Annotated in this window: 25 protein-coding genes and 1 pseudogene; 10 read left to right on the plus strand and 16 right to left on the minus strand. The window is 70.0% G+C overall.

Features of this window, described 5'->3' with window-relative positions; translation table 11 throughout:
• Positions 1–1,930: ATP-dependent DNA helicase RecG (locus tag H7U32_RS08010; protein WP_204469555.1), on the plus strand; the 1,930-nt coding region annotated here is incomplete at its 5' end.
• A gap of 76 nt (positions 1,931–2,006) precedes the next feature.
• Complete coding sequence (gene rsmD, locus H7U32_RS08015; RefSeq protein WP_204469556.1) at positions 2,007–2,585, plus strand: 16S rRNA (guanine(966)-N(2))-methyltransferase RsmD; 579 nt, start codon at positions 2,007–2,009, stop codon at positions 2,583–2,585.
• A gap of 980 nt (positions 2,586–3,565) precedes the next feature.
• On the opposite strand, the gene trmD is transcribed toward rsmD, so the two are convergent.
• The 7 genes from trmD to cysS all read right to left on the minus strand — a co-directional run bounded on the left by trmD (position 3,566) and on the right by cysS (position 10,642).
• On the minus strand, positions 3,566–4,546 hold the full coding sequence (gene trmD, locus H7U32_RS08020) for a tRNA (guanosine(37)-N1)-methyltransferase TrmD (RefSeq protein ID WP_204469557.1): 981 nt from the start codon (positions 4,544–4,546) through the stop codon (positions 3,566–3,568).
• A 93-nt stretch (positions 4,547–4,639) separates the two neighbouring features.
• Positions 4,640–5,290, minus strand: coding sequence for a ribosome maturation factor RimM (gene rimM / locus H7U32_RS08025; RefSeq protein ID WP_440201446.1), 651 nt, complete (start codon positions 5,288–5,290; stop codon positions 4,640–4,642).
• Positions 5,291–5,424: 134 nt separating this feature from the next.
• Complete coding sequence (locus H7U32_RS08030; RefSeq protein ID WP_163196775.1) at positions 5,425–5,658, minus strand: RNA-binding protein; 234 nt, start codon at positions 5,656–5,658, stop codon at positions 5,425–5,427.
• A 46-nt stretch (positions 5,659–5,704) separates the two neighbouring features.
• Positions 5,705–6,145 (minus strand): 30S ribosomal protein S16, encoded by a 441-nt coding sequence (gene rpsP / locus H7U32_RS08035; RefSeq protein WP_204469558.1) that lies wholly within the window; start codon positions 6,143–6,145, stop codon positions 5,705–5,707.
• Positions 6,146–6,322: 177 nt separating this feature from the next.
• Entirely contained in the window at positions 6,323–7,315 is a 993-nt protein-coding gene (locus tag H7U32_RS08040) for an endonuclease/exonuclease/phosphatase family protein (RefSeq protein WP_204469578.1), read from the minus strand.
• Positions 7,315–8,982 (minus strand): signal recognition particle protein, encoded by a 1,668-nt coding sequence (gene ffh, locus H7U32_RS08045; protein ID WP_204469559.1) that lies wholly within the window; start codon positions 8,980–8,982, stop codon positions 7,315–7,317. The genes H7U32_RS08040 and ffh overlap by 1 nt, the downstream gene beginning before the upstream one ends.
• Before the next feature lie 46 nt (positions 8,983–9,028).
• The gene (gene cysS, locus H7U32_RS08050) at positions 9,029–10,642 is read right to left on the minus strand and encodes a cysteine--tRNA ligase (protein WP_204469560.1); all 1,614 of its coding nucleotides are present in this window, start codon (positions 10,640–10,642) and stop codon (positions 9,029–9,031) included.
• A gap of 126 nt (positions 10,643–10,768) precedes the next feature.
• Between cysS and H7U32_RS08055 the strand changes: the two genes are divergently transcribed.
• Together H7U32_RS08055 and H7U32_RS08060 are read left to right on the plus strand one after the other, a co-directional pair.
• Positions 10,769–11,503, plus strand: a complete 735-nt coding sequence (locus H7U32_RS08055) for a type 1 glutamine amidotransferase (protein WP_204469561.1) — start codon at positions 10,769–10,771, stop codon at positions 11,501–11,503.
• 202 nt (positions 11,504–11,705) lie between these two features.
• Positions 11,706–14,000, plus strand: coding sequence for an ABC-F family ATP-binding cassette domain-containing protein (locus H7U32_RS08060; RefSeq protein WP_204469562.1), 2,295 nt, complete (start codon positions 11,706–11,708; stop codon positions 13,998–14,000).
• A gap of 182 nt (positions 14,001–14,182) precedes the next feature.
• On the opposite strand, the gene ilvN is transcribed toward H7U32_RS08060, so the two are convergent.
• The 7 genes from ilvN to coaD form a co-directional block, all read right to left on the minus strand.
• Entirely contained in the window at positions 14,183–14,737 is a 555-nt protein-coding gene (gene ilvN / locus H7U32_RS08065; protein WP_204469563.1) for an acetolactate synthase small subunit, read from the minus strand.
• A 99-nt stretch (positions 14,738–14,836) separates the two neighbouring features.
• Positions 14,837–16,762 (minus strand): acetolactate synthase large subunit, encoded by a 1,926-nt coding sequence (locus H7U32_RS08070; RefSeq protein ID WP_204469564.1) that lies wholly within the window; start codon positions 16,760–16,762, stop codon positions 14,837–14,839.
• 168 nt (positions 16,763–16,930) lie between these two features.
• Positions 16,931–17,686, minus strand: coding sequence for a ribonuclease III (gene rnc / locus H7U32_RS08075; RefSeq protein WP_204469565.1), 756 nt, complete (start codon positions 17,684–17,686; stop codon positions 16,931–16,933).
• 123 nt (positions 17,687–17,809) lie between these two features.
• Positions 17,810–18,004 carry a 50S ribosomal protein L32 gene (rpmF, locus tag H7U32_RS08080; protein ID WP_204469566.1) on the minus strand — a complete coding sequence of 65 codons (195 nt, stop codon included), beginning with the start codon at positions 18,002–18,004 and terminating at the stop codon, positions 17,810–17,812.
• A 117-nt stretch (positions 18,005–18,121) separates the two neighbouring features.
• The gene (locus H7U32_RS08085; protein ID WP_204469567.1) at positions 18,122–18,730 is read right to left on the minus strand and encodes a YceD family protein; all 609 of its coding nucleotides are present in this window, start codon (positions 18,728–18,730) and stop codon (positions 18,122–18,124) included.
• Positions 18,731–18,735: 5 nt separating this feature from the next.
• Positions 18,736–19,569 (minus strand): cell division protein, encoded by an 834-nt coding sequence (locus H7U32_RS08090; protein WP_204469568.1) that lies wholly within the window; start codon positions 19,567–19,569, stop codon positions 18,736–18,738.
• Positions 19,566–20,072 carry a pantetheine-phosphate adenylyltransferase gene (gene coaD / locus H7U32_RS08095; RefSeq protein ID WP_204469569.1) on the minus strand — a complete coding sequence of 169 codons (507 nt, stop codon included), beginning with the start codon at positions 20,070–20,072 and terminating at the stop codon, positions 19,566–19,568. The genes H7U32_RS08090 and coaD overlap by 4 nt, the downstream gene beginning before the upstream one ends.
• Positions 20,073–20,155: 83 nt before the next feature.
• Here coaD and H7U32_RS08100 point away from each other — a divergent pair, with 83 nt between their 5' ends.
• Positions 20,156–20,464: a DUF3039 domain-containing protein gene (locus H7U32_RS08100; protein ID WP_204469570.1), complete on the plus strand. Its 309-nt coding sequence runs from the start codon at positions 20,156–20,158 to the stop codon at positions 20,462–20,464.
• Entirely contained in the window at positions 20,464–21,477 is a 1,014-nt protein-coding gene (locus H7U32_RS08105; RefSeq protein ID WP_204469571.1) for an aldo/keto reductase, read from the plus strand. Before H7U32_RS08100 ends, H7U32_RS08105 begins: the two co-directional genes overlap by 1 nt.
• 62 nt (positions 21,478–21,539) lie before the next feature.
• Here H7U32_RS08105 and H7U32_RS08110 read toward each other — a convergent pair whose 3' ends face one another.
• A complete protein-coding gene (locus H7U32_RS08110; RefSeq protein WP_204469572.1) occupies positions 21,540–22,184 on the minus strand; it encodes a Pr6Pr family membrane protein in 645 nt (214 codons plus the stop codon).
• A 139-nt stretch (positions 22,185–22,323) separates the two neighbouring features.
• Here H7U32_RS08110 and H7U32_RS08115 point away from each other — a divergent pair, with 139 nt between their 5' ends.
• From H7U32_RS08115 to rdgB, 3 genes are read left to right on the plus strand one after another with little or no spacing between them, the layout of a single operon-like run.
• Positions 22,324–23,646: a nicotinate phosphoribosyltransferase gene (locus H7U32_RS08115; RefSeq protein WP_204469573.1), complete on the plus strand. Its 1,323-nt coding sequence runs from the start codon at positions 22,324–22,326 to the stop codon at positions 23,644–23,646.
• 57 nt (positions 23,647–23,703) lie between these two features.
• Positions 23,704–24,468 (plus strand): ribonuclease PH, encoded by a 765-nt coding sequence (gene rph / locus H7U32_RS08120; RefSeq protein ID WP_204469574.1) that lies wholly within the window; start codon positions 23,704–23,706, stop codon positions 24,466–24,468.
• 13 nt (positions 24,469–24,481) lie between these two features.
• Positions 24,482–25,129, plus strand: coding sequence for an RdgB/HAM1 family non-canonical purine NTP pyrophosphatase (gene rdgB / locus H7U32_RS08125; RefSeq protein ID WP_204469575.1), 648 nt, complete (start codon positions 24,482–24,484; stop codon positions 25,127–25,129).
• 16 nt (positions 25,130–25,145) lie between these two features.
• Here rdgB and H7U32_RS08130 read toward each other — a convergent pair whose 3' ends face one another.
• The gene (locus H7U32_RS08130; protein WP_204469576.1) at positions 25,146–26,147 is read right to left on the minus strand and encodes an AEC family transporter; all 1,002 of its coding nucleotides are present in this window, start codon (positions 26,145–26,147) and stop codon (positions 25,146–25,148) included.
• A gap of 203 nt (positions 26,148–26,350) precedes the next feature.
• Here H7U32_RS08130 and H7U32_RS08135 point away from each other — a divergent pair.
• Positions 26,351–26,548, plus strand: a pseudogene (locus tag H7U32_RS08135) (integrase catalytic domain-containing protein); the annotation flags it as partial.

Genomic DNA, 26,548 nt, shown 5'->3' on the forward strand with positions numbered 1-26,548 from the left:
CATCCCAGCCGCCCCCGCCTCCGCCGCGCTCTCCTTCGACGCCGCGACCACCGGCGCCGCCCTCGCGCGCGTCTGCCGCCCGCGGCCCGTGTACCACGCCAGCTCGCGCATCTCCTCCGAACACATCCACGAAACGATCCTTAGCCTGCTGGACGAGGCCGGCGACCTTCCGGACATCCTGCCCGAGGAGGTGCGCGAAGCCCGCCACCTCCTCCACCGCGCCGACGCCTTCCGCGCTGTCCACGACCCCGGCGCTGTCGAGGTCTTCCGCCACGGCATCGCCACTCTGCGCTACGAGGAGGCCTTCGTCGCGCAGACCGCGCTGCTGCGTTCCCGCCACGACGCCACCAAAGCCGAGGCCTGGCCCTGCCCGGTCGACGGAGCCGGTCCGGCCGACGCAACCGCCGGCCCGGCCGCCCCCGACCCCACGCTGCGCGACCGCTTCATCGCCTCCCTGCCTTTCGACCTGACCGGCGGCCAGCGCGAGGTCATCGACGCGATCGGCGCGGACATGGCCCGCGACTATCCGATGCAGCGTCTGCTGCAAGGCGAGGTCGGCTCCGGTAAAACCGTCGTCGCGCTCGCCGCGATGCTCCAGGCCGTCGGCGCCGGCCACCAGGCCGTGCTCGTCGCCCCCACCCAGGTGCTGGCCGAACAGCACGCCGCCACCATCGCCGGCATGCTCGCCAAGGTGCCGCCGCGGGACGGCGCGGCGGCCGACGGCGGGACCGTCGTGCCGGTCGTCCTGCTCACCGGCGGCATGAAGCTGGCGGCGCGGCGCAAGGCGATGGCCGTCGCGGCCAGCGGCGAGCCCTGCGTCATCGTCGCCACACACGCCGCGTTCTCCAAGACCTTCCAGGCGCCCCGGCTCGCGCTCGTCGTCATCGACGAACAGCACCGCTTCGGCGTGGAGCAGCGCGAAAGCCTGCGCACGCGCGGCGAGAAGGCCCCCCATCTGCTCGTCATGACCGCCACGCCCATCCCACGCACCGCCGCGATGACCTGGTTCGGCGACCTCGACATCTCCTGGCTCACCGAGCTGCCGGGCGGGCGCAAACCCATCCGCACTGTCGTCGTCCGCGAGGAGGACGGGGGCACGATGGGCCGCATGTTCGCGCATATCCGCGCCCGCATCGACGCCGGCGAGCGGGCGTACATCGTCTGCGCGCGCATCGACGACACCACCGACGCCGACGACGCCGGCCCGTCCGAGACTCGGTCCGCCCGGTCGGACGGCGGCGCCACGGACGGCGCCGCCGCCGACCTCGACCCCTACGCCGACCCGGAGGGCGCCGGGGAGGAGGCCGCGCCGCGCCCGCCCCTGCACACGGTCGCGCAGATCGCCGAGCGCCTGCAGCGTCTGCCGCAGTTCCAGGGCGTGCGTTTCGCCACGCTCACCGGGCGCGACAAGGACGAGGTCAAACAGCAGGTGATGGCCGGGTTCGCCTCCGGCGAGACGCCGGTGCTCGTAGCCACCACCGTCATCGAAGTGGGCGTGGACGTGCCGCAGGCCAGCTGCATCGTGATCTTCGACGCCGACCGCTACGGCCTGTCGCAGCTGCACCAGCTGCGCGGGCGCGTCGGCCGCGGCGGCACCAACTCGTGGGCCTTCCTCGTCTCGCGCGCCGAGTCCGGCTCACCGGCCGAGCAGCGGCTCGAGGTCATCCGCGGCACGCTGGACGGTGCCGAGATCGCGCAGGCCGACCTCGAGTTCCGCGGCGCCGGCGACGTGCTCGGCGACGCCCAGTCCGGCGGTAAGTCCGGGCTCAAGCTGCTGCGCGTGGTCAAGGACGCCGACCTCATCGCCGACGCCCGTCGCCGCGCCGGCGAGCTGCTGGAGCGCGACCCCGACCTGGCGGGCGAGGTGGAGCTCGCCGGCGCCGTGCTCGACTTCACCCGCGGCAACGAGACCTTCCTCACCTCCAGCTGAGCGGAGGGGCGGCTGCTGCGGCGGTCGCGCGGCCTGGTGCCGGTACAGCGGCCTGGCTGCCGGTACAGTGGTGCCCATGCGTGTTATCTCGGGACGATTCAAAGGCATGGCGTTGGCCACACCGCGGCAGGGCACCCGGCCCACCACCGACCGCACCAAGGAGGCCATCTTCTCTCACCTCGACGCCTGGGATGTGCTCGACGGCGCCCGCGTGCTCGACCTGTTCGCCGGCACCGGCGCGCTCGGCATCGAGGCGCTGAGCCGGGGCGCGCGCGAACTCGTGGCGGTGGAATCGTCCAGGCCAGCGGCGGCGCTGATCACGAAGACCCTGGGCCAGCTGCAGCGCACCAAGGCGTGGGATGCCGATCTGCGCGCCCGCGTCGTGGTGCGGCGGGCCGAACAGTTCGCGGCGGCCGGCGGCGCGCCCTTCGACGTCATCTTCATCGACCCGCCCTACGCCTTCGACACCGAGACCTGCGACCGACTGCTGGCCGATTTGGCGACGGGCGGCCTGGCGGGGGAGCGCACGGTGATCATGCTGGAGCGTTCCGCCCGTTCCGACGACCCCACGCCGCCCGCCGGTTGGCGGATCACACGGAGCAAGGACTACGGCGAGACGGCCGTGCACTTCATCGAGGCCGCCGGGCAGGACTAGGACCGAATCGGATGGTTTGCCGGGGCGGGCAGTCCACTGGGCCAAGCCAAGGACAGATCGGGTAGGTCGCCGGATACAGACCGCGGGCATCGTTGTGCGTCTTGTCGAGTGCCGGGGCGCGATTTCCGCGCTCAGTGGGGCTTGTGTAAGCCGGCAAACCGTACTGTAAGCACGGCTAAGAGTACGCTTTGCCGCACTGGCACGAAGGCCATGCGGCGAACCGTACTGTGAGAGCGCACAAGAGTACGGTTCGCCGTGAAGGAGGCGATATATGCGTTCACTGGGGCTCAACAAGTGGCGTATCTCGGTTCGTTGGGTCGTCGGGAGGGTCGTATTTCGGTTCGTTGGGGCGGATTTTCCGTTCTGCAGACATCTATCTGCGTTCGTTGGGTCCTCCGGCCAGAGGTGCCATGGAACTCGGGCCTTGGAATTCCGCCGTTTTGGGGACTTCCCTAGGTGGGATATCGCGCCGGAGAGGACCCAACGAACGCCGATAGACCTCCGCAACGGCCCAAATCCGCCCCAACGAACCGAGATACGCCGGCTTTGACGACCCAATGAGCCGAGATACCCTGCCCATCACGCCCCAACGAGCGCCGATAGACCTATGCAAGGGCTCAATGAACCGAGATACACCGTCGAGGCGCCCCAACGAGCCGAGATGCAACGGAGATGCAGTCCATAAGAGTACGGTTTGCCGCAGTCTCACGGACCCTTTGCGGCGAACCGTACTGTGACTGCATGTGAGCGTACGGTTTGTCGCAGGCTCTTCGTCTCGCTGCGGAGAACCGTGTTCTTGTGGCGCGTGAGCGTACGGTTTGTCGCAGGCTCTTCGTCTCGCTGCGGAGAACCGTGTTCTTGTGGCGCGTGAGCGTACGGTTTGTCGCAGGCTCTTCGTCTCGCTGCGGAGAACCGTGTTCTTGCGGCGCGTAAGCGTACGGTTTGCCGCAGTCTCACGGACCCTTTGCGGCTCACCGGTGTCAGGCCTGATGCGATCGCTGGCGCGGATGCGGGCCCGACACCTCCCACCCCAAGGCCATGAGGGTTTTGCGATCGGCCTTGCCGAGGGCCTGGCAGTCCAGACGTTCGATGAGGTCCGGGCGGATCTTGCTGGTGCGCGCCAACGCCTCGTCGCGGCGGAAGCGGTCCACCTTGCCGTGGTCGCCGGACAGCAATACCTCCGGCACGTTCATGCCGCGCCACGTGGCCGGCTTCGTGTACTGGCGGTGCTCGAGCAGCGCGCCCTCGCCGGTGTACGACTCCTCCACGATGGAGTCCGGGTTGCCCATGAACCCGGGGATGAGACGCGTGATGGCCTCCAGCATCACCGAAGTGGCCACCTCGCCGCCGTTGAGTACATAGTCGCCGATCGAGTACTCGCGCACATCCACGCCCTGGGCGCGGTAATACGTGGGGATGCGTGCGTCATAGCCCTCGTAGCGGCCGCAACCGAAGAGCAGATGGCCGGCCCGGGAAAGCTCGGTGGCGTCCGCCTGAGTGAACAGCGGCGCCGACGGATTCGGGAAGATGAGCACCGGCCGGTCCGCCGGAACCCGCGTATCGGCTGCAGAGACAGTATCGGCGGCAGCAGCGTCATCAGTGGCTGCGACGGCGCCAGAAGATGCGGCAGCTGCGGCAGTGCCACCGGCGGCGGCATCACCTGCAGTGGCAGCATAGGCAGCAGCATCGGTAGCAGCACCGTCTCCCATCGTCATCGGGAATTCGGCCGGGGCGAGGTCCAGCAGGTCGTCGAGGCATTCGGCCCACACCTCGGGCTTCATCACCATGCCCGCGCCGCCGCCGACGGGGGTGTCGTCCACGGAATGGTGGACGTCATGCGTCCAGTCGCGCAGGTTGTGCGCCCGGACCTCCACCAAACCCTTCGCCTGCGCCTTGCCCAGCAGGGACAGGTTGAGCACTTCGAAGTACTCCGGGAACACGCTCACAATGTCGATTCTCATACGCCCCACCCTAGCGGGGTTCATGCCCGTGCCGCCGGCCACGGTGTCGGCAGCACGCTGGCGGCGGCACCGTGGCCGTCACAGCCCGGCCCGTCACAGCCCGGGGATCAGGCCACCGGGCGGATCGATGGTGAGGAAGCCGCCCTCCGGGTCGATCTCGGGCACGAGCTCGGCCACGAACGGCACCAGCGCCGTCTTCTCCACCACCGGTTCGCCGTCCTTGCCAGTGCCGGTGGTCACCGGATGCGTCAGCCGGATCTTGAGCAGATCCTGCGCCGGCCCGTCGATCACGTCCACGACCTTGCCGATCGGCTCGGCGTCCGGGCTTCCGGCCGGCAGGCCCAGTCCGTTGCCTTCCGCCAGGCGCGCCTCGAGGCCGATGAGGTCCTTCGGATACCATTCGTCCGCCTCGAGCATGTCCTCGGGGTCGTCGGCCTCGCCATAGAGCATCGTGCCGTTGAGCGCTTCGGAGGCGTCGCGGTCGTCGCAGCCCTCCAGCTTGATGATCCAGCGCTTCTTGAACGTGCGTGAGCTCTCCACCACGTATTCGGTGCCGCCGTCCTCGCTCCACAGCACGGAGCCGGGTTCGAAGCGCCATTCGGGTTCGTCGGTGAACACCTGCACCGTCACCTCGCCGCGCATGCCCTGCGCGCGCCCGATGCGGGCCACGCGCAGCAGCTCGCGTTCCGGATGGTCGATGCCATCGGTGGCGTCGGGGGCGTTGTCCATCTGCTCGTCGGTCATGCCGGCCAGTGTAGCGCACGCGGGGGAGCCGCCGGCCCCGCCGGCAACCCCGGCCACCCGCAGCCCGCCCCAGACGCAGGACGCCCCTCGGACCAAGTCCGAGGGGCGTCCTGCCGAAAAGGATGGAACAGCGCTCAGCGGCGCACATCCATGATGTCCACGCGCACCTTGTGGTCGGCCAGGGCCTGCACCACGGTGCGAATCGCATTGGCCGTGCGGCCGGAGCGGCCGATCACGCGGCCGATGTCCTCCGGGTTCACCCGCACGCGCAGCAACTCGCCGCGCGCGTTCTCATGCGACTTGACGGACACGTCGTCCGGGAAGTCAACGATGTTCTTGATGAGATGTTCAACGGCCTGAGCGAGCATGATCCACAACCTTTCTGTTCACTCGTCGAATCGAACGACAGCAGGTTCACTCGGCGTCGGCGGCCGGCTCCTCGGCCGGGGCATCCTCGGCCGGAGTCTCGGCGGCGGCCTTGGCGGCAGCCTCGGCCTTGGCGGCCTTCAGCTTCTGGGCCTGGTTCTCGACGGCCTCGACGCGGGCGGCCGCATCCGGGCCTTCCTCGACGGTCTTGAGGGTGCCCTCGGCGCCCGGAAGACCCTTGTACTTCTGCCAATCGCCCGTGATCTTGAGCAGGTTGAGCACCGGTTCGGACGGCTGGGCGCCGACACCGAGCCAGTACTGCGCGCGCTCGGAATTGATCTTGATCGTGGAGGGCTGGGTGTTCGGATCGTAGGTACCGATCTCCTCGATCACCTTGCCGTCGCGCTTGACGCGGGAATCCGCGACGACCACGCGATAGAAGGCATAGAACTTCTTGCCCTGACGCTTCAGACGAATCTTGGTTGCCAAGATGGCTCTCCTTACCATATTGGGTTGTGCGTCGCCACCACCGTGTGGGGCACAGCGGCCTGCGGCACACGCGTTCCTCGCACCGCGGGGTGTAGAGGGCGCCACGCGGACACGAATAACTGGCACATTATAACGCGCCGCCGCGGACAGTCCCGCGGCCGGCCGCGCCGCGCCCGCTCAGACCGCCAGCGTGGCGGTGAGGGCGAGGTGGTCGGTCCCCTCCACGACGAACGCCGCGGTGCGCGTCACCGCCAACCGGTCGGTGAACAGTACATGGTCGAGCACGATGCGCGGCCAGGGCAGCCATCGGGGGAACGTCGGCTGACGGCGCGACGCCGCCGCCAGCCCCGCGTCGCGGAACCCGGCTTTGAGCAGGGTGCGGAAGCTGGGGTGGTCGATGTCGGCGTTGAGATCGCCCATCACGACGACCGCGTCGAAGGCGGCGTCGGCGGCCGCGGCCGGGGTGGTGTGGACGATGAGCCGGGCCAGTCCGCGGATGCCGTCGGACCAGTCGCACGGCCCGCGCATCGGCGACTTGGTGTGGGCCGCGGCCAGCAGCACGGTCGCCCCGCCGGCGCGCAGCACGGCCGCGGGCACGTCCGCGGCCGGGATGGAGGCGACGTCGGCGGCGGTGGCGACGGGCTCGTCCTTCGTCCAGATGCCGTTGAAGCCGCCGTTGTCGGACTCCTTGCCTTCGCCCAGGCAGCGGTGGGGGAGCAGCTCGCGCAGGCCTTCGCGTTCGAGCGCGGCGACCAGCGCGTCGTCGAGCTCCTCCAACGCGAGCACGGTGATGCCGCGCTCGCGCACCGCGCGCACGATCGCGCGCGCGTCGGCCCGGCCGTAGCGGCAGTTGAGCGTCATCACTGTCAGCTGGGCGGTGGCGTGCTCGGCGCGCTCCAGCGATTCCCGCGCGGAGACGCGCTGCGTGTGGTTCGTCAGCGGGCGCCGCGCAACGGCCAGCACCGCCGCGACCAGCGCGCCGGTCGCGGCCGGCATCTCGCCCAGGCACAGCGCCGCCACGCACACCACGGCCATCGGAATCCATAGGAAGGGCTGCAGCGCGATGAGATACGGCAACACTGGCACGCGCCCGTCCCAGCCCGCGGGCAGGCAGCTCAGTGTCACCCACAGCACGCAGACCGCGACCAGCGCCCACAGCAGCATGGCGATCACCGGCCGCCGAGCAAACCGCCCAGACCGCCGCCGAGATTCGGCGGCAGGTCGGGGGCGCCGTCGGCGCCGGCCTGGCCCATGAGCTCCTGCAGCCCGGCCGGCAGGGCCGGGTTCTGCGGCTTCTTGGCGAAGGCCGAGCCGGAGCCCTTGCCGCCGGACGACTTACCGGCGAGCTTGGCGCGCAACGCCTTCTCCTCGGCCTCGCGCTTCATCGGATTGCCGGACTTGGAGCCCTTGCGCTTGGCCTTGCCCTTGGCACCCTTGCCCTTCTTGCCGCCGCCGGGGCCGCCGAAGCCGGGGATGCCGCCCATGCCGGCCTTGTTGGACATGCGCTTCATCATCTTCGCGGCCTGCTCGAAGCGCTGCAGCAGCGCGTTGACCTGCGAGACCGTGACGCCCGAGCCGTAGGCGATGCGGGCGCGGCGCGAGCCGTCGATGATCTTCGGATTGCGCCGTTCGGCCGGCGTCATCGAACGGATGATGGCCTCGGTGCGGTCCACCTCGCGTTCGTCGAACTGTTCGAGCGCCGCCCGGTGCTGCGCCATGCCGGGGATCATGCCCAGCAGCGACTTCATCGAGCCGAGCTTGCGCACCTGCTGCAGCTGCTCCAGGAAGTCGTCGAGGCCGAACTCGCCCTCGGCCATCTTCTGGGCCGCCTCGCGCGCCTGCTCCTCGTCGAACTGCTTCTGCGCCTGCTCGATCAGGGTGAGGATGTCGCCCATGTCGAGGATGCGGGAGGCCATGCGGTCCGGGTGGAAGACCTCGAAGTCCTTGATCCCCTCGCCGTTGGAGGCGAACAGGATCGGCTTGCCGGTCACGCTCGCGACCGACAGGGCCGCGCCGCCGCGGGCGTCGCCGTCGAGCTTGGAGAGCACCACGCCGGTGAAGTCCACGCCCTCGTCGAAGGCCTTGGCGGTCTGCACCGCGTCCTGGCCGATCATCGCGTCGATGACGAACAGGATCTCGTTGGGATGCACGGCGTCGCGGATGTCGCGCGCCTGCGCCATGAGCTCCTCGTCCACGCCCAGGCGGCCGGCGGTGTCGATGATTACCGTGTCGTACAGCTTCTGCTTGGCGAACTCGATGGAGTCGCGCGCCACCTTCACCGGGTCGCCGGTGGTCAGGCCCGGCGCGGCCACGGCCTCGCCGCCGTCGGCCTGCACGCCCTTCTCCGGCGCGTACACGGGCACGCCGGCGCGCTCGCCGACGACCTGGAGCTGCGTGACCGCGTTCGGACGCTGCAGATCGGCCGCCACGAGCAGCGGCGTGTGGCCGGAGTCCTTGAGCCAGTAGCCGAGCTTGCCGGCCAGCGTGGTTTTGCCGGCGCCCTGCAGACCGGCCAGCATGATGATGGTCGGCGGCTGCTTGGCCCAGTTGAGCGGACGGTCCACGCCGGCGCCGAGGACGTCCGTGAGCTCCTCGTTGACGATCTTGACGACCTGCTGCGCCGGGTTGAGCGCCTGGGAGACCTCGGTTCCCAGGGCGCGTTCGCGCACGCGGCCGGTGAAGGAACGCACCACCTCGAGCGCCACGTCGGCGTCGAGGAGGGCGCGGCGAATCTCGCGGATCGTGCCGTCGATGTCCGCCTCGGAGAGCTTGCCCTTGCTCTTCAAGTGCTTGAAGGCATTCGAGAGCCTATCGGTGAGAGAACTAAATGCTGCCATAATGAGCCCCCAGTCTAGCCGCCGGTGCGGAACGGGGGCGGGCCGGTCACTTGAGCGACCAGGTGGAGCCGCGCGGGCCGTCTTCGATGGCGATGCCGGCGGCGCCCAGGGCGTCGCGGATGCGGTCGGCGGTGGCGAAGTCCTTCGCCTTGCGGGCCTCGGCGCGGGCGGCCAGCTGACCGGCGACCAGCGCGTCCAGCGCCTGGTGCTCGGCGTCGGCGGCGCCATCCGCGCCCGCTCCGGCCCCGGCGCTGCCGGCCCACGGCTCGGCCAGCGGGTCCAATCCCAGGGTGTCCAGCATCGCGCGCACCGCGACCAGCGCCTCGCGCACCTCGGCGCGGGCGGCGTCGGTGTCGGCGCGGTCGTCCAGCTGGCTGAGCAGCGTGTTGCCGGCGCGGACGGCGGTGAACACCGCGGCCGTCGCCCCGGAGACGTTGAAGTCGTCGTTCATCGCCGCCACGAACCCCTCCGGCAGCTGGTCGGCGCCCACGGCCGCGATCTCCTCGCGGGCGGGCTGACCGCCCAGCGCCACGCCGGCGCGCTCGATGAAGTTCGTCACGCGCTCGAAGGCGGACCGCGCCTCGGCCAGCGTCTGGTCGCTCCACTCGAGCATCGAGCGGTACTGCACCGAGCCGAGCGCGTAGCGCACCACCCACGCCGGGTTCTCGGCGAGCACCACCGGCACCGCCAGGCCGTTGCCCAGCGACTTGCTCATCTTCTCGCCCTTGGCCGTCACCCACGCCGAATGCATCCAGTGCGCGGCGGAATCCCAGCCGGCGGCGCGGGTCTGCGCCATCTCGTTCTCATGGTGGGGGAAGCGCAGGTCGAGGCCGCCGCCGTGGATGTCGAACCCGTCGCCCAGGTAGCGGTGGCTCATGGCCGAGCATTCGATGTGCCAGCCAGGCCGGCCGGTGCCGAACGGGGTGGTCCAGCGGGCGTCCTCGGGGTCGGTGGGCTTGGGCGCCTTCCACAGCGCGAAATCACGCGGGTCGCGCTTGTCCGGGGAAAGGTCGGCGGGGTCGACGGGATTGTATTTGTCGTCGCCGGCGGCGTCGACGGAGGGACCCATGCGGTCGGCCACGGCGGCGGCCTCGTCCGGCTCGCCCACGGTCTGCTTCTGGTGGGTGAGCTCGCCGTAATGCGGCCAGCTGGCGACGTCGAAGTACACGTTGCCGGTCGGCTCGCCGGCCTCGTCGCGCACCACGTAGGCGTGGCCGTTGGCGATGATGCGCTCGATGAGCTCGACCATATCTGTGATATGCCCGGTGGCCCGGGGTTCGTAGGTGGGCGGCAGCACGCCGAGCGCGTCGTAGGCGGCGGTGAACTCGCGCTCGTAGTGGTAGGCGCGCGCCCACCAGCGCTGGCCGGCGGCCGCGGCTTTGTCGAGGATCTTGTCGTCGATGTCCGTCACATTGCGGATGAACGTGACGTCATAGCCCAGGCGCATGAACCAGCGGCGCACCACGTCGAAGGCGACGGCGGCGCGGATGTGGCCGATGTGCGGGGACGACTGCACCGTCGCGCCGCACACGTAGATGCCCACCTTGCCCGGCTTGATCGGGGTGAACGGGGCCACGGCGTGCGTGGCGGTGTCGTACAGGGCGAGCCCGGCGGCCGCTCGGGAAAGCTTGGAATCGCGCGGTTTTTCAACGTTCGTCATACCTGCCAAGGCTAGGGGCCGTGGGGGACAGTGCGCCCGCACGCGACCGCCGCGTGCGGGCGGGACGCAACCGGTGTGCGCCGGGCGTGCGCCGGTATTTACCGTAGCCGTGCCACAATGGGAGCCATGACCTCACCACAGGTGCTCATCCTCCAGCATGTCCCATGGGAGAAACCGGGCCGCATCCTCACCAACCTCGAGGACCTCGGCCTGGCCACGCAGACCCTCAGCATCGTGGACCAGAAGAAACCGGATTTGCCGGACTTCGAGGACCTCGCCGGGCTGGTGATCATGGGCGGGCCGATGGGCGCCACCGACTACGCCAAGCACCCCGGGCTCAAGGCCGAGGCCAAGCTCGCCAAGGCCGCCATCGCGGTGGGCAAGCCGGTGCTCGGCGTGTGCCTGGGCCACCAGATCATCGCCACCGCGCTCGGCGCCAAGCTGAGCTCCGGCGCGGCCCCGGAGATCGGCTTCGGGCCGATCAAGCGCGTGGGCCGGCACGACTATTTCTCGATGTGGGACAAGCAGGTGGACGTGCTCCACTGGCACAACGACGTGGTGGGCCTGCCCGAGGGGGCGCAGCTGCTCGCACGTTCGGAGCGCACGAAGGTGCAGGCCTTCCGCGTCGGCTCGGCGCTGGGCCTGCAGTTCCACCTCGAGGTCACCGCCGGCGTGCTCGAGGATTGGCTGGCCGAGCCCTCGATGGTCAAGGACCTCAAGAAAGCCGGAGGCTCCAAGTCCCAGCTGCGCGAGCAGTTCGCCGCCTATGACACCCGCCTCCAGCCGCTGGCCGAGGCCGTGTTCTCCGGATTCGCGGCCCGCTGCGCCGGCTGTGCGCGCGACCTCGCCGCCCGCGGCTGAGCGGACGGGGCCGGGATACGGGCCGGGTTGCGGCCGGCCCGTCGGCCGCTTCCTCCGGTCCGGCCCGGTGCCGGCCCCGTCCCGGCCACCTCCTCCGGCCGGTCCCGGTCCGTCCCTCCTCTTTTCCCAGTCCGGCGTCATCCTTCGGGCTTGCTCAGGTCCCGCCCCCGCTTGTGCCCGCCATTGGCTAGATTGGTGGGTTATGCCGACGTATGACCTGGGATTGGAACATGTTTCGCTCGCCTTCGCCACGAAGACCATCTTCACCGATGTGACGCAGGGGGTGTTCGAGGGCGACCGCATCGGCATCGTCGGCCGCAACGGCGACGGCAAATCCACGCTGCTCCACCTTTTCGCCGGCACGCAGGAGCCCGACTCGGGCCGTGTGATCCGCCGCAACGGCGTCACCTTCGGCATGCTTTCCCAGCGCGACCCGCTGGACGACGACGCCACCGTGCGCCAGGCCGCGCTCGAGAACCGCGAGGACTACGAATGGGCCTCGGACACCACCTCGCGTGAGATCGTGGAGGCGCTGCTCGGCGGCATCAGCCTGGAGGCGCGCATCGGCGACCTGTCCGGCGGCCAGCGCCGCCGCGCCGACCTGGCCCGTCTGCTGCTCAAGGACTGGGACGTGCTCGCCCTCGACGAGCCCACGAACCACCTCGACGTGGTCACGATCCACTGGCTCGCCGAGCATCTGAAGAACCGCTGGGCCAAGGGGCAGGGGGCGCTGCTGCTCGTCACCCACGACCGCTGGTTCCTCGACGAGGTGTGCGAGTCGATGTGGGAGGTGCACGACGGCGTGATCGAGCCTTTCGAAGGCGGCTACTCCGCGTACATGCTCCAGCGCGTGGAACGCGACCGCCAGGCCGACGTGCGCGAGACGAAGCGGCGCAACCTGGCGCGCAAGGAGCTCGCCTGGCTCACGCGCGGCGCCCGCGCCCGCTCCACCAAGCAGAAATTCCACGTCAAGGCCGCCAAGGCGCTCATCGCCGACGTGCCGCCCGTGCGCAACACCCTGGAATTGAAGCAGATGGCCACCTCCCGCCTGGGCAAGCAGGTCATCGACCTGGTGAACGTGACGCAGATCTTCGACGACCGTGCCCACCTCGACGCCGTGGACCCCGGCGCCGCCGAGCTGGCCGGCTCGTCGCGGCGCGTGGACGTGGTGCCGCCGATGGTCGCCGAGCCGCAGGTGCGCGGCTCGGTGGAGGTCGCCGCCGACGACCTGGGCGACCCCCGCCTGGTGTGCGCCGGCGTGCCGGGCGCCGCCGAGGCCGCCGAGGAACACCGCCGCGCCGTGGAACGCGCCGCCGAGGAGGAACGCCTGCGCTTCGGCGCCGACCCCGGCACCGCCGCCACCGGCGGCGTCGGCCTGGGGTCCGCTGCCGTGAAGGCCGGCGTGGCCGACCCCACCCAGCCCGAGGATTCCGCCGCGCTCAAGGTCACGGTCACCGGCCGCAAGATCCTCGACGACGTGACCTGGCTCATCGGCCCCGGCGACCGCTTCGGCATCGTCGGAGCGAACGGCGCCGGCAAATCCACGCTGCTCAAGGTGCTCGACGGCTCGCTCACGCCGACGGCCGGGCATGTGAACATCGGCAAGACCGTGCGCTTCGCGGTGCTTTCCCAGCGGCTTGACGAGCTGGAGAAGCTCGGCAAGTACAAGATCAAGGAAGTGCTTTCCCGCTACAAGCCGAGCTATGTGGTCGACGGCAAGGAAGTGACGCCCGGCCAGCTCATGGAGCGCCTCGGCTTCGAATCCGCGCAGCTCATGACCCCGATCCGCGACCTGTCCGGCGGGCAGAAGCGCCGCATGCAGCTGCTGCTCATCCTGCTCGACGAGCCGAACGTGCTCATCATGGACGAGCCCGGCAACGACCTGGACACGGATATGCTCGCCGTCATGGAGGACCTGCTCGACACCTGGCCCGGCACGCTCATCGTCGTCTCGCACGACCGGTATCTGCTCGAACGCGTCACCGACCAGCAGTTCGCGCTGATCGGCGGCAAGGTGCGCCACCTGCCGGGCGGCGTGGACGACTACCTACGGATGGTCGACGAGATCCAGCGTGGCGGCACGCTGGGCGCCGCCGGCGAAACCGGGGCGCCGGGCGGCTCCGGGAGGACCAAGGGTGCCGGGGCCGGGGCTGCTGGGGCTGTTGGCACGGCCGGGGCCAAGGCTGGGATCGGGACCGGAGCCGGAGCCGACGGGTCGGCCGGCGCAGGGGCTGCGGCCGACGCCGGATCGGCTGCATCGGCGGGTTCGAAGCTGTCGGGCAAGGAACTGCACGAGGCGAAGCGCCGCGTCAACGCGATCGAGCGCAAGCTCGCCAAGCTGGAGGAGCAGAAGGCCGACCTGGAGGCGCAGATGGCCGCCCATGACCCGGCCGACTACGAGGGACTCAACCAGCTCAACTCCCAGGTCCAGGCCATCGCCGGCGAATCCGACGACCTGGAGGCCGAGTGGCTGGAGCTCTCCGAGAAGCTCGAATAACCCGCCGCGCGCGAGCATCCCTGCCCACCCCATGCGGCGAACCGTACTCTTACGTGTGCTCACAGTACGGTTTGTCGCAGTGAGACCATGCTCATACGGCAAACCGTACTCTTGCGTGCCGTAAGCGTACGATTCGCCGCATGGGCATCGTGCGTGTGCGACAAACCGTACGCTGAGGAGCGCTAGCGTCCGGTGATCTCCGAACCAAGGACCTTCTCGCTCAGGGCCTTGGGGCCGCGCGTGACGGCCACGGCGCCGGAGCGCACGAGCTCGATGACGCCGTAATGCTCGAGCAGGCCGAGCAGCGCGTCGATCTTGCCTTCGGCGCCGGTCGCCTCGATGGTGAGCGACTCGGGGTTGACGTCCACCACGCGCACTCGGAACAGGCGCACGATCTCCAGCACGTCGGAACGGTTCGCCTGGTTGGCCGCGACCTTGATGAGCACAAGCTCACGCTCCACCGTGGTGCCCGGGTCGAGCTCCACGATCTTGAGTACATGGAGCAGCTTGTTGAGCTGCTTGATGATCTGCTCGAGCGGTGCCTGCTCCACGTCCGCGGTCACCGTGATGCGCGAGATGTCCGGGCGCTCGGTGGGGGAGACGGACAGCGAGTTGATGTTGAACGCGCGGCGCGCGAACAGCCCGGCCACGCGGGACAGCACGCCGGGGCGGTTCTCCACGAGCACCGACAGCGTGTGCCGCTCGGAGCCCGGCTGGGAGGCGGGATAGTTGGCCATGATGATCTCCTCGAAAGACTGAAGTTCCGTATGGACTGCCCGTATGGGCCGTCGTAAGGGCCGCCGCATGGGCCGCGGCATCGGCCGCAGCCCATGCCGTCAGACCGACGCCGACGAGTTGCCGGGGGTGACCACCGCGTCGCCGGCGGCAACCGGGCCCTGGCGCAGCGGCTTGATGCCGGGGCGGAAGGTCACGTCGTCGTTCGGGGCGCCGGCGGCGACCATCGGCCACACCATCGCGTCCTTCCACACACGGAAGTCGATGAGCACCGGGCGGTCGTTGATCTCGTTGGCCTTGCGGATCGCCTCGATGGCCTCCTCCTCGGTGAAGGCGCGCATGCCCACGCATCCGTAGGCCTCGGCGAGCTTGACGAAGTCCGGCACGTCGGTGAACTCCATCTCGTCCGTCGCGTCGGTGGCGTCGCCGTCGTGCAGCGTGGTGGCGGAGTAGTGGTGGCCGTAGAACAGCGTCTGCCACTGGCGCACCATGCCGTACACCGAGTTGTTGAGGATCGCGATCTTGACCGGCAGCCGCCCGAAGAATGCGGTGGCCAGTTCCTCGCTGGTCATCTGGAAGGAGCCGTCGCCGTCGATGAGCCACACCGGCTTGGTGCCGTGGAACTCGCGCGCCGAGCCGATGGCCGCGCCGATCGCGGCGGGCAGGCCGTAGCCCATGGTGCCCAGGCCGCCGGAGCTGAGCCACTGGCGCGGCGATTCGAAGTCCACCAGCTGCGAGGCCCACATCTGGTGCTGGCCCACGCCGGCGACCCAGATCGTGTCCTTCGACGCCTGGTCCGACAGCTGCCGCACCACCCACTGCGGGGAGAGGGAGCCGTCGGTGGGCTGGTCCTCGGGACGGTCGTAGTCGATGGGATAGTCGCGGCGCAGCTCGTCGATCGCATCCCACCAGGGCTTGAGGTTCGGCTTGCCGTGCAGGTGCTGCTCGCGTTCGATCTGCGGCATGAGGTCCCTGAGCACGGTGGCCACGTCGCCGACGATCGGCACGTCGGCGACGCGGTTCTTGCCGATTTCCGCCGGGTCGATGTCGATGTGGATGACGCGCGCGGTGGGGGCGAAGGTGCCCAGGTCGCCGGTGACGCGGTCGTCGAAGCGGGCGCCGATCGCGACGAGCAGATCGCAGCGCTGCACCGCGCCGGTGGCCGCGACGGTGCCGTGCATGCCGAGCATGCCCAGGCAGCACGGGTCGGAATCGGGGACGATGCCGCGCGCCTGCAGCGTGGTGACGACCGGTGCGCCGGTCAGCTTGGCGAGCGCCGCGACCTCCGCCTCGGCGCCGGAGCGCACCGCGCCGCCGCCGACGTACAGCACCGGCCGGTACGCGTGGGAGAACATCTTCGCCGCGTCGCCGAGCACGCGGCCGTGCGCCTTCGTGGTCGGGTTGTATCCGGGCAGGATCATGCGCTGCGGCCAGGAGAAGTACATCTCGCCGGTCTGCGCGGTTTTGGTCAGGTCCACGACCACCGGGCCGGGGCGGCCGGTGGAGGCGATGTGGAAGGCCTCCGTGAGCACGCGGGGGATGTCCTGCGCGCGCGTGACCAGATACGAATGCTTGACCACCGGGTAGGTGATGCCGACGATGTCCGCCTCCTGGAAGGCGTCGGTGCCGATGGCGCCCACGCCCACCTGGCCGGTGATGACGACCATCGGCACCGAATCCATGTTCGCGTCCGCGATGGCGGTGACCACGTTGGTGGCGCCCGGGCCGGAGGTGACGATGCACACGCCCACGCGGCCGGTGGCCACGGCGTAGCCTTCGGCCGCGTGGCCGGCGGCCTGCTCGTGGCGCACCAGCACGAAACGGAACTTGGTGTGCTCGTCGATCTCGTCGTACACCGGCAGGATGGCGCCGCCGGGCAGGCCGAACACATCCTTGACGCCCAGCTCCTCCAGCGAGCGGACCAGCGCGGCGGCGCCGGTCATCTTCTCGCCCTCCGTGATGGTCTGCCGGTCGGTGGGTCCCTTCGGCACTGCGCTGAAGGCCTGCAAAGGCGTGGGAAGAGCCATGATCCCTCTCTTCGAACAAACGGTGTGCTCTCTGGTACGCGGGCCGCGCCGCCGCGGGCCTCGGATGCCCGGGCGCGGCGCGCCGCGCGTATGGGTCTCATGGTAACGGGGGGTTGCCGCCTGCGCCCCGCCCCGCCCACATGGTGGCGGGTGCGGGCGGCGGGAACGTCAGTGCTTCTTGGCGCGCTTGCGCTTGCGGGACTTCGTCTGCTGGCGCCCGTCGAGCAGATGCCAGCCGGCGTCGGCGGCGGCCAGCTGCGCCTTGCGCTTGCTGGAGCCGGTGCCGGTGCCGATGATCTGCGAATCATCGCCCAGCGAGACGCGGGCCGTGAAGACCTGCGCGTATTCCGGCCCGGAGACCTCCATGTGGTAGACCGGCTCGCCCAGGCCCATCTCGTGCGCCTTGACCGTCAGCGAGGTCTTCCAGTCGAGCGCCGGCCCCTCGGTGGCCACCTCGGCGAGCGTGTCGTCGATGAGGCGGTGCACGGTGGTGCGCGCCCCCTCGATGCCGTGCTCCAGGAACGTCGCGCCGATCAGCGATTCGACGATGTCGCACAGGATGGAGCTTTTGTCCGCGCCGCCCTGCTCCATCTCGCCGTGGCCGAGCAGGATGTACGGGCCCACATGCAGCTTGGTGCGGGCGATGGCGCTCAACGCCTCCTCGCTCACGGCCTTCGCGCGCATCTTCGCCAGTTCGCCCTCGCTCATGTCCGGGTGCAGGTGGAACAGCGTCTCGGTGGCCACGAGCTCCAGCACCGCGTCGCCCAGGAACTCGAGGCGTTCGTAATGTTTGACGCCCGGATGTTCGTGCGCGAAGGAGCGGTGCGTGAGCGCCTGCACGAGCAGGTCGGGGGAGATGGTGGTGCCCAGGGCCTCCAGCAGTTCGGCGGAGGGGGAGCTGGGCTGGTTCGTCGCTTCGGTCATGGTTCCCATTGTCCCCGGCGCCGCGACGTGCCCGGCGCCGCGCCCCGCGCCGCCCCCGAATAACGAAGAACCCCTGCCGCCCGTCGATGGCAGGGGTTTTCGTTCAGCTTGTCAGCTGCTGGCTCACTTGGCGTGGCCGGGGCGGATGGCCTCGCGGTAGACGCGGCCGCGGAAGGAGCCGCAGGCCGGGCAGGCCATGTGTGGGTAGGCCGGAGCGCCGCAGGCCGGGCAGGTCACGGTCGCCACAGCGGTGGCCTTCCAGTTCGCGCGGCGGGAACGGGTGTTCGCGCGCGAGGTCTTGTACTTAGGCAGTGCCATTTCAGTATCCTCTATCTTGTTCGAACGATATTGAGCTTAAGCGTCGGCCAGTCTAGCGCAGCCGGCGTACAAACACACCCGCGTGCCGCCCGACCGCCATCGGCCGCGCCGCGCCGCTCAGTCGCGCTGCTCGGCCTCCAGCTGGGCCTTGAGCCCGGCCAGCGCGGCGAAGCGGATGTCGGTGACGTCGTGGTGGTGGTCCGGATCCTCGTTGAGGTCGGCGCCGCACTGCGAGCACAGCCCCCGGCAATCCTCCCGGCACAGCGGCTGCAGCGGCAGCGCTTCGACCAGCGTGTCGCGCAGCAGCGCCTCCAGGTCGGCGAAGGCCCCGTTGGCCAGCAGCGGGTAAGTGTCCTCCGACTCCTCCTCGCCGGCGATGATCTCCACCTCCTCGTCGCGGCCGCGGCCCTTGCCGGCGTCGGCGGCCGGCGACTCGTACGGGAAGAAGGCGGTGACGTCCACGCCCCAGTCGCGCCGCAGCGGCTTAAGGCAGCGGGTGCACTCGGCGTGCACCGGCGCGGTGACGCGGGCCGTGAGCACCAGGCCGTCGACGATCGAGTCGAACGAGCCGGCCACATGCACCGGCGCCCCTTCCTCGACGCCGATCACCTCGTCGCCGATGCCGCCGGGCGCCGGGAAATCGGAATCGACCGGCTTGCTCTGGCCGGCCCGTGACGCGACCTGCGCCACGGACACGGCCCACGGGGAATCCTCGGATCGTGCCATCTGTCTCATGCCTCCGGGTAGTCGTTGATATCGAGGTGCGGCAGGTCCTGGGCCGCGGCCTTCTGGCGCTCGTGGAGCACGTTGAGGCCGGCGTCCACATCCCTGCCCATTTTGTCGAGCTGCTGGCGCAGCGCCTCCATCACCTTGGTGGAGTAGTCGTCCGCGCCGTGGGTGAGGTGGTCGGCCTTCGCCTGCGCCGTGTCCAGGATCTGGCGTGCCTTCTGCCGCGCCAGCTCGGTCACGTTCTCCTGGCCGGCCAGGAACTGCGCCTGCTCGTTCGCCTCCTTGATGGTGTCCGCCGCGCGGGATTGGGCGGACGCGACGATCGCGTTCGCCTGCGTCTGCGCGCCCTCCAGCCGCCGCTCGGCCTCGCGCATCAGCGCTGAGGCGCGCTCCAGCTGCACCGGCAGCATCCGCTTGAGGTCCGTCAGATAGGACGCGAAGAGCTCGCGGTCCACCTTGACCTGGGTGGGGGAGAACAGGCCGGCCTTCGCGTCGGCGAGCGCGGCGTCCATCTTGTCGATGATGTCGAACACCGTGGTGAACTCGGCGCGGCCGGCGTCCTCCTCGCTGTCCTCCTGCGGCATGTCGCGCAGGTCGGGCAGCGGGAAGGGGGAGACCGGCCGGCGCCCGCCGTCCTCCGGCGCCGACGCCGATGCCGGAGCTGGCGCGGGGGCGTACGGCTCGGTGATGGCCGGTGCGGCCGGCGCGGTGGGGGCCGGCGCGGCCGGGGCGGGGGCCGGTGTCCCCGGCGCCGTGGCCGCCGGCGTCGCCGCGGTCTCGTTGGTCCGGTCCTCGGTCAGGTCCACATACCCGGTGGGGCGGGGATCGTCGCTCATCGTGCGCTCCTTCCTGCGGACTCGCGGCCGAGGGCCTCCTCCAGCAGCGGCACCACGCAGTCGGGCACCATGCCGGTCACGTCGCCCCCGTGGCGGGCCACATCCTTGACGATGGAACTCGAGATGTGCTCCATCACCGGGTTCGCCGGCAGGAACAGCGTCTCGACGCCGGCCAGCTGCCGGTTGACGAGGGCCATGCCGAGCTCGGCCTCGTAGTCGCCGTTCTGGCGCAGGCCCTTGACGATGACGGTGGCGCCGACGCGCGTGCAGTAGTCGGTGATGAGCCCGTCGGTGGAGGCGACGACGATGTTGGAGCTCCCGCATCCGGCCAGCGCGCGGCGGATGATCTCCACGCGCGTGGCCTCGGAGAACATCGGCGTCTTGGCCGCGTTCACCGCCACCACCACGTGCACCTCGTCGAAGAACCGCGCGCAGCGTTCGATGACATCCAAATGCCCGGTCGTCACGGGGTCGAACGAACCGGGGCACACAGCTATGGTCATAGCCACAAGACTACCGCCTGGCGCCTATGATTGGGTGCAGCGAACACGCCCGCGAGGGCTTGAGCAGGAAAGGAACGCAGCACATGGACGCTGTGACGTTGGACGAGACGACGCTCCGCTTCATCGACGAGGCCGAGCCGGACGGGAACGGGGGCGGTGCCGGCACTTCGGTGCTGGAGCGCCCCGAGACCAAGGAGGAGACCAAGCGCGCCGACGACGGCGACGCCGACCGCTACGCGCACTACGTGTCCAAGGACCGCATCCGCGAGTCGCGGCTGACCGGCCGGCCGGTCGTGGCGCTGTGCGGCAAGGTGTGGGTGCCCAAGCACGACCCGGACAAGTACCCGGTGTGCCCCGACTGCAAGCGCATCTACGAGGAGATGATGGGCTGATGGCCGGCGCCGCAACCGGCTACGAGCCGGCTGACAACCGCTACGAGACGATGGACTACCGCCGCTGCGGCCGATCCGGCCTCAGCCTGCCGGCCGTCTCGCTCGGCTTCTGGCATAACTTCGGCGACGTGACGCCGTTCGAGCAGATGGAACGGATCGCGTTCACCGCCTTCGACCACGGCGTGACGCATTGGGACCTCGCCAACAACTACGGGCCGGAGCCCGGGCGGGCCGAGGAGAACTGCGGCCTGCTGCTGCGCCGGCATTTCGCGCGCCACCGCGACGAGCTCGTCATCGCCACCAAGGCCGGCTACGGCATGTGGCCCGGCCCGTATGGCGACGGCGGCTCGCGCAAGTATCTGCTCGCCTCGCTCGACCAGTCGCTGCGCCGCCTGGGGCTCGACTACGTGGACATCTTCTACCACCACCGCCCGGACCCCACCACGCCGCTGGAGGAGACGGCCGGCGCGCTCGCCACCGCCGTGCACTCCGGCAAGGCGCTGTACGTGGGCCTGTCCAACTACGACGGGCCGACGATGGAGCGGATGGCCGGGCTGCTCGACGGGTTGCACGTGCCTTTCGTGATCAACCAGAACCGGTACAACATCTTCGACCGCACCATCGAACGCAACGGGCTCAAGGACGCGGCCGCCCAGCTCGGCAAGGGCATCATCGCCTTCTCGCCGCTGGCGCAGGGCTTGCTCACCGACCGCTACCTGGATGGCGTGCCGGCCGACAGCCGCATCGCGCACGACCCGCGGTTCCTGAACCGCTCGGCCCTCACCCCCGCCCGGCTCGAGCAGATCCGCGACCTCAACGAGCTGGCCCGCGGGCGCGGCCAGACGCTGGCGGAGATGAGCCTGGCCTGGCTGCTGCGCGACGACGCCGTCACCTCGGTGCTCGCCGGCGCTTCGAAGCCGCAGCAGATCCTGGACAACATCGGCGCCCTGCGGAACACCACGTTCACGGCGCAGGAGCTCGCCCGAATCGACCAAATCGCGGCCCGCGCCTGAGACGCCGACGGCCGCCCGCCGGCGTGGGCGGGCGGCCGTCGGGCATGGCCCCGGGGGCGGCCTCAGCGTTTGGCGCCGCCGAGCAGCGGCTTGGCCGGCAGCACCTTGTCGATGAGGAACAGCACCAGCCCCAGCAGGAAGAACACGGCCAGATAGATGACGATGTTCACGCCGAGCTGGGCCCAGCCGATTTGGGCCACGTCCACGAAGGGATAGGGGTACGGGGAGGCGCCGTCCAGCGCGGAATGGGGCCACAGCGCGGCGCGGACGAGCACGAACGCCAGGTAGAACGGGAAATAGATGAGCCAGGTGAGCGTGTACTGCCAGCGGAAGCGCCGGTGCGCGTCGAAGAGGACGAAGTCGAGGCAGGCCATGATGGGCGCGATGATGTGCACCATCCACACGCACGGGATGCCCAGCACGCGCGCGGTGTCCGGGCCGATGACCGTCGGCTCGAGCACCAGCCAGGCCACCAGGCCGGTGATCGCGATGTACAGCGTGAGGCATCCCTTGAGCCACGCCGGCGGCTGCCTGCCGTCGAGCAGCGAGGCGAAGCCGGCCCAGACCATCACCAGGCCGAGCACGATGTTCGTCTCGTGGGTGAAGAAGCACAGGTTCTTCCATTCGCCCAGCAGCCACGTCTCGTGGGTGCCGGCGAGGCAGAAGAACGCGATGGCGAGTCGGTAGATTCCAGCGACGATGTTCATGCGCGCCAGCCTAGCCCCGCCGCCGGAACAGGCGCGCCCCGGGAACGGTCCCGCCCCGGCGGCCGTGGACGTCGGCCGCCCGCGTTCCACACACCGCACTAGGCTTATGGTCAACGTGACCATAAGGAAGGGAGCCGCCATGTTGGACTATTCGCCGGCCCTGATGACCGACATGTACGAGTACACGATGCTGGACGCCGCGCTCAGGGACGGCACCGCGGACCGCCGCTGCGTGTTCGAGGTGTACACGCGCCACCTGCCGGAGGGCCGGCGCTACGGCGTGGCCGCCGGCGCCGGCCGCATCCTCGAGGCGCTGCGGGACTTCCACCTGTCCGACGAGGACCTGCGCTTCCTCGCCGACCGCAAGGTCGTCTCGCCCCAGACCGTCAAGTGGCTCGAGCATTACCGCTTCTCCGGCAGCATCAAGGGTTACCGCGAGGGCGAGATGTTCTTTCCGAACTCCCCGATCCTGCAGGTGGAGGGCACCTTCGGCGAGTGCACGCTGCTGGAGACGCTCATCCTGTCCATCCTCAACTACGACTCCGCGGTCGCCTCCGCCGCCTCGCGCATGGTCTCGGCCGCCAAGGACCGCCCGTGCATGGACATGGGCGGCCGGCGCACCAACGAGTGGGCCGCCGTGGCCGCCGCGCGCGCCGCCGTGGTGGGCGGCTTCCAGGGCACGGCCAACCTGCTGGCCGCCCAGCTGTACGGGCTCAAGGCCATCGGCACCGCGGCCCACTGCTTCACGCTGGTGCACGACAGCGAGCGCCAGGCCTTCGAATCGCAGATCGCCGCCCTCGGCAGGAACACCACGCTGCTCGTGGACACGTACAACATCGAGGAGGCCGTGCGCACCGCCGTGGAGGTGGCCGGCCCCCAGCTGGGCGGCGTGCGCATCGACTCCGGCGACCTGGCCTCGCTCGCCCAGCGCGTGCGCAACCAGCTCGACGCCCTGGGCGCCACCGGCACCAAGATCACCGTCACCAACGACCTGGACGAGTACGCGATCGCCGCGCTGCAGACCGCGCCGGTCGACTCCTACGGCGTCGGCACCATGCTGGTCACCGGCTCCGGCGCCCCCACCTGCGCGATGGTGTACAAGCTCACCGAGCGCGAGGGCGCGGACGGCACGATGGTGCCGGTGATGAAGAAGTCGAAGGACAAGGCCACGGTCCCCGGCCGCAAGCTCGCCTTCCGTTCGTACGAGTACAACCTGGCCGACGCCGAGCACGTCATCTCCGGCTCCGAGGAGGCGCTGGCCGCCTACCGGCCCCAGGAGGGGTGGAAGGACCTGTTGGTCGAATACGTCGACCACGGCCAGGCCGACCCGCAGTGGACGGGCCACGAGGCGATCGCCCGCGCCCACGCCTACCGCGCGCAGGCGCTCGCCGAGCTGCCGATCACGGCGCAGAGCCTGATGAAGGGCGACCCGGTGATCCCCACCGAGACCGAGGTGCTCTGAGGAGGGCCCGTCCCGGGCGAAACGCCCCGAGGAGGCGCGCGTGCTACGTTGAGGGGCATGGTCGAAATCAAGGACATGCTGGGCGAGCGCGCCATCATCCGCCAGGACGGACGCCAGGTGGACGAGCTGCGCCCCGTGAGGATCACCCGTCACTTCACCGACGCCCCCGAGGGCTCGGTGCTCATCGAATGCGGCAACACGCGCGTGATGTGCACCGCCACCTTCACCGCCGGCGTGCCGCGCTGGCGCAAGGACTCCGGCCTCGGCTGGGTGACCGCCGAGTACGCGATGCTGCCGCGCGCCACCGCCGAGCGCACCGACCGCGAGTCCGTGCGCGGCAAGGTCGGCGGCCGCACGCATGAGATCAGCCGCCTCATCGGCCGCTGCCTTCGGGGCGTGGTGGATATGAAGGCGCTGGGGGAGAACCAGATCCAGCTCGACTGCGACGTGCTCCAGGCCGACGGCGGCACCCGCACCGCCTCCGTGACCGGCGCCTACGTGGCGATGGTCGACGCGCTGCGCTGGGCCGAGCGCTGCCGCATCATCAAGTCCGCGGGCAAGGTGCTCAAGGACTGCGTCTCCGCTGTGTCCGTCGGCATCATCGACGGCACGCCGATGCTTGACCTGCCGTACCCGGAGGACAGCCGCGCGATGACCGACATGAACATCGCGATGACCGGCTCCGGCACCTTCATCGAGCTGCAGGGCACCGCCGAGCACCGTCCCTTCACCCGCGACGAGCTGGGCCGGCTCATCGACCTGGCCGAGAAGGGCAACCGCGAGCTCCAGGCGGCCCAGCGCGCCGCGCTGGACCAGGACTGAGGGAGGGGACGCCATGCGGATCGTGGTCGCCACGCATAACGAAGGCAAGCTGGCCGAGATGCGCCGCATCCTCGAGGAGGACCTCGGCGCCGACGCCGCGCGGGTCGAGCTGGTCTCGGCCGGCGCGCTGGGCCTGCCGGACCCGGTGGAAACCGGCGTCACCTTCCAGGAGAACGCGCTGCTCAAGGCCCGCGACGTGGCCCGGCGCACCGGCTCGCCGGCCGTCGCCGACGACTCCGGGCTCATCGTCGACGTCATGGGCGCCGCCCCCGGCATCCTGTCCGCCCGCTGGTGCGGCCGCCACGGCGACGACGCGGCGAACAACGCGCTGCTGCTCGCCCAGCTCGCCGACATCCCCGACGACCGGCGCACCGCGCGCTTCCGCTGCGCCGCCGCGCTCGTCGTGCCGCAGGCACAGGCCGGGGCCGACGGCATGCATGCGGTCGCGTCCGAAACCGTCGAGGTGGGCGACATGACCGGCCACCTGCTGCGCGAGGCCCGCGGCGGCAACGGCTTCGGCTACGACCCGCTGTTCGTCCCCGACGAGCAGGACGGCGACCTCACCTCGGCCGAGATGACCCCGGAGCGCAAGAACGCGATCTCCCACCGCGGCAAGGCGCTGCGCCAGCTCGCCCCCGCCATCGCGGCGCTGCTGCGGTGAGCCGGGCGGGCCGGCTTTAGGCCGGGATGAGGAGGTTGGCGACCGTCATAAGCACCAGCGACAGCACGCCGGTGCAGGCGAGCGTGAACCCGGCGAGCTTGGCGTTGCCGAGCACGCGGTCGGTGAACATCACCGAGAACACGGCCGTCGGCGCCATGCAGATCAGCACCACCGCCTTGCGGGTCATCGGGTCGAACGGCAGCAGGAACCACGCCGCCGTGGCCAGCAGCGCGACGAACACGAGCTTGCAGCCAATCACCTGCGCCACGTCGATGACGTCGCGCCGGCTGGCGGGCAGGTCCATCATCATGCCGACCATCAGCATCGAACAGAAGCCGTTGGCCTGTGCCACCGGCTCCACGAAGTCGCCGATGAAGCCGGGGATGGTCACGCCTGCCAGCATGAGGACGACCATCACGATGTAGGTGTCGAAGGGCACAGACGAGACGAAGCTTTTGAGCACGGTCCGGATATGCGCGCGCATCGCCAGGCGGCGCGCCTGCCGGTCCGTGGGACGCACGCGCGGCAGCAGCCGTGCGCCGGCCGCCTCCTCGGGGCTCAGCGGCCGGTCCTCCGGCACGTGGAGCAGCAGCACGGTGAGCACGTACATGCCGGCGCACACCATGATCGAATTGCCGATGTCGAACATGATGACGCTGATCGCCACCGTCGGACCCATGATCGCGGTGACCACCGGCAGGCAGAAGTTGCCGACGTTGAGGCCGGATCCGTTGAGCATGAGGAACACGCGGCGGCCCACCGGCATGCGCCTGGAGGCCACGAACATCACCAGGATGGGCAGCAGGCAGGCGAAGAAGCCGAAGACGGAGATGAGCAGCATGCTCGGGTCGTGCTCGTTGGTGGCGAAGGAGCGGACGATGGCGCAGGGAAGCGTCAGGTCGAACACCGCCGCCTTGAGCACGTTGTAGTCGCGCTGGCCGAACACGCGGAAGCGTTTGAACAGGTAGCCGACGACGATGATCGCCAGCAGGGCCAGGGGTTGGATGACCGCGGACATGCTGCCTCCGTGGGCTGTGCTTGGGACGGACCTGGGCGCCTGCCCCGGGCCCGGGCGCGGTTGGTCGCCGCACCGGCCATGATACGCCGGCGGGTGGCGGGCTTGCTGTTGCCGACGTGCTTCGCGTTTTTTGAGCGTGAATTGTGTAGTGGTGCCTCATCGGGAGTGAGCGCGAGACCGGGTCGGTCTGTTCGGCTGGTCGTATGGAAGACGGGATCAGCGTGGCGGCGAAGCGGCAGGTCACCCTCAGGTTCAGGGACGAGTATGTGAGGGCGTCGAAGAAGCGGAAGGGCGTCATCCTGGACAGGATGCGCGAGACGCCCGGGGTGGGCGGGGGCACGGCCAGGCGCCTGCTCGCCCAGGCCGGGCGGCATGGGAACGACGCGGCGCCGGCGGCGCGG

The sequence above is a fragment of the Bifidobacterium pullorum subsp. saeculare genome (assembly GCF_016899725.1).
Lineage (GTDB): Bacteria > Actinomycetota > Actinomycetes > Actinomycetales > Bifidobacteriaceae > Bifidobacterium > Bifidobacterium pullorum_C.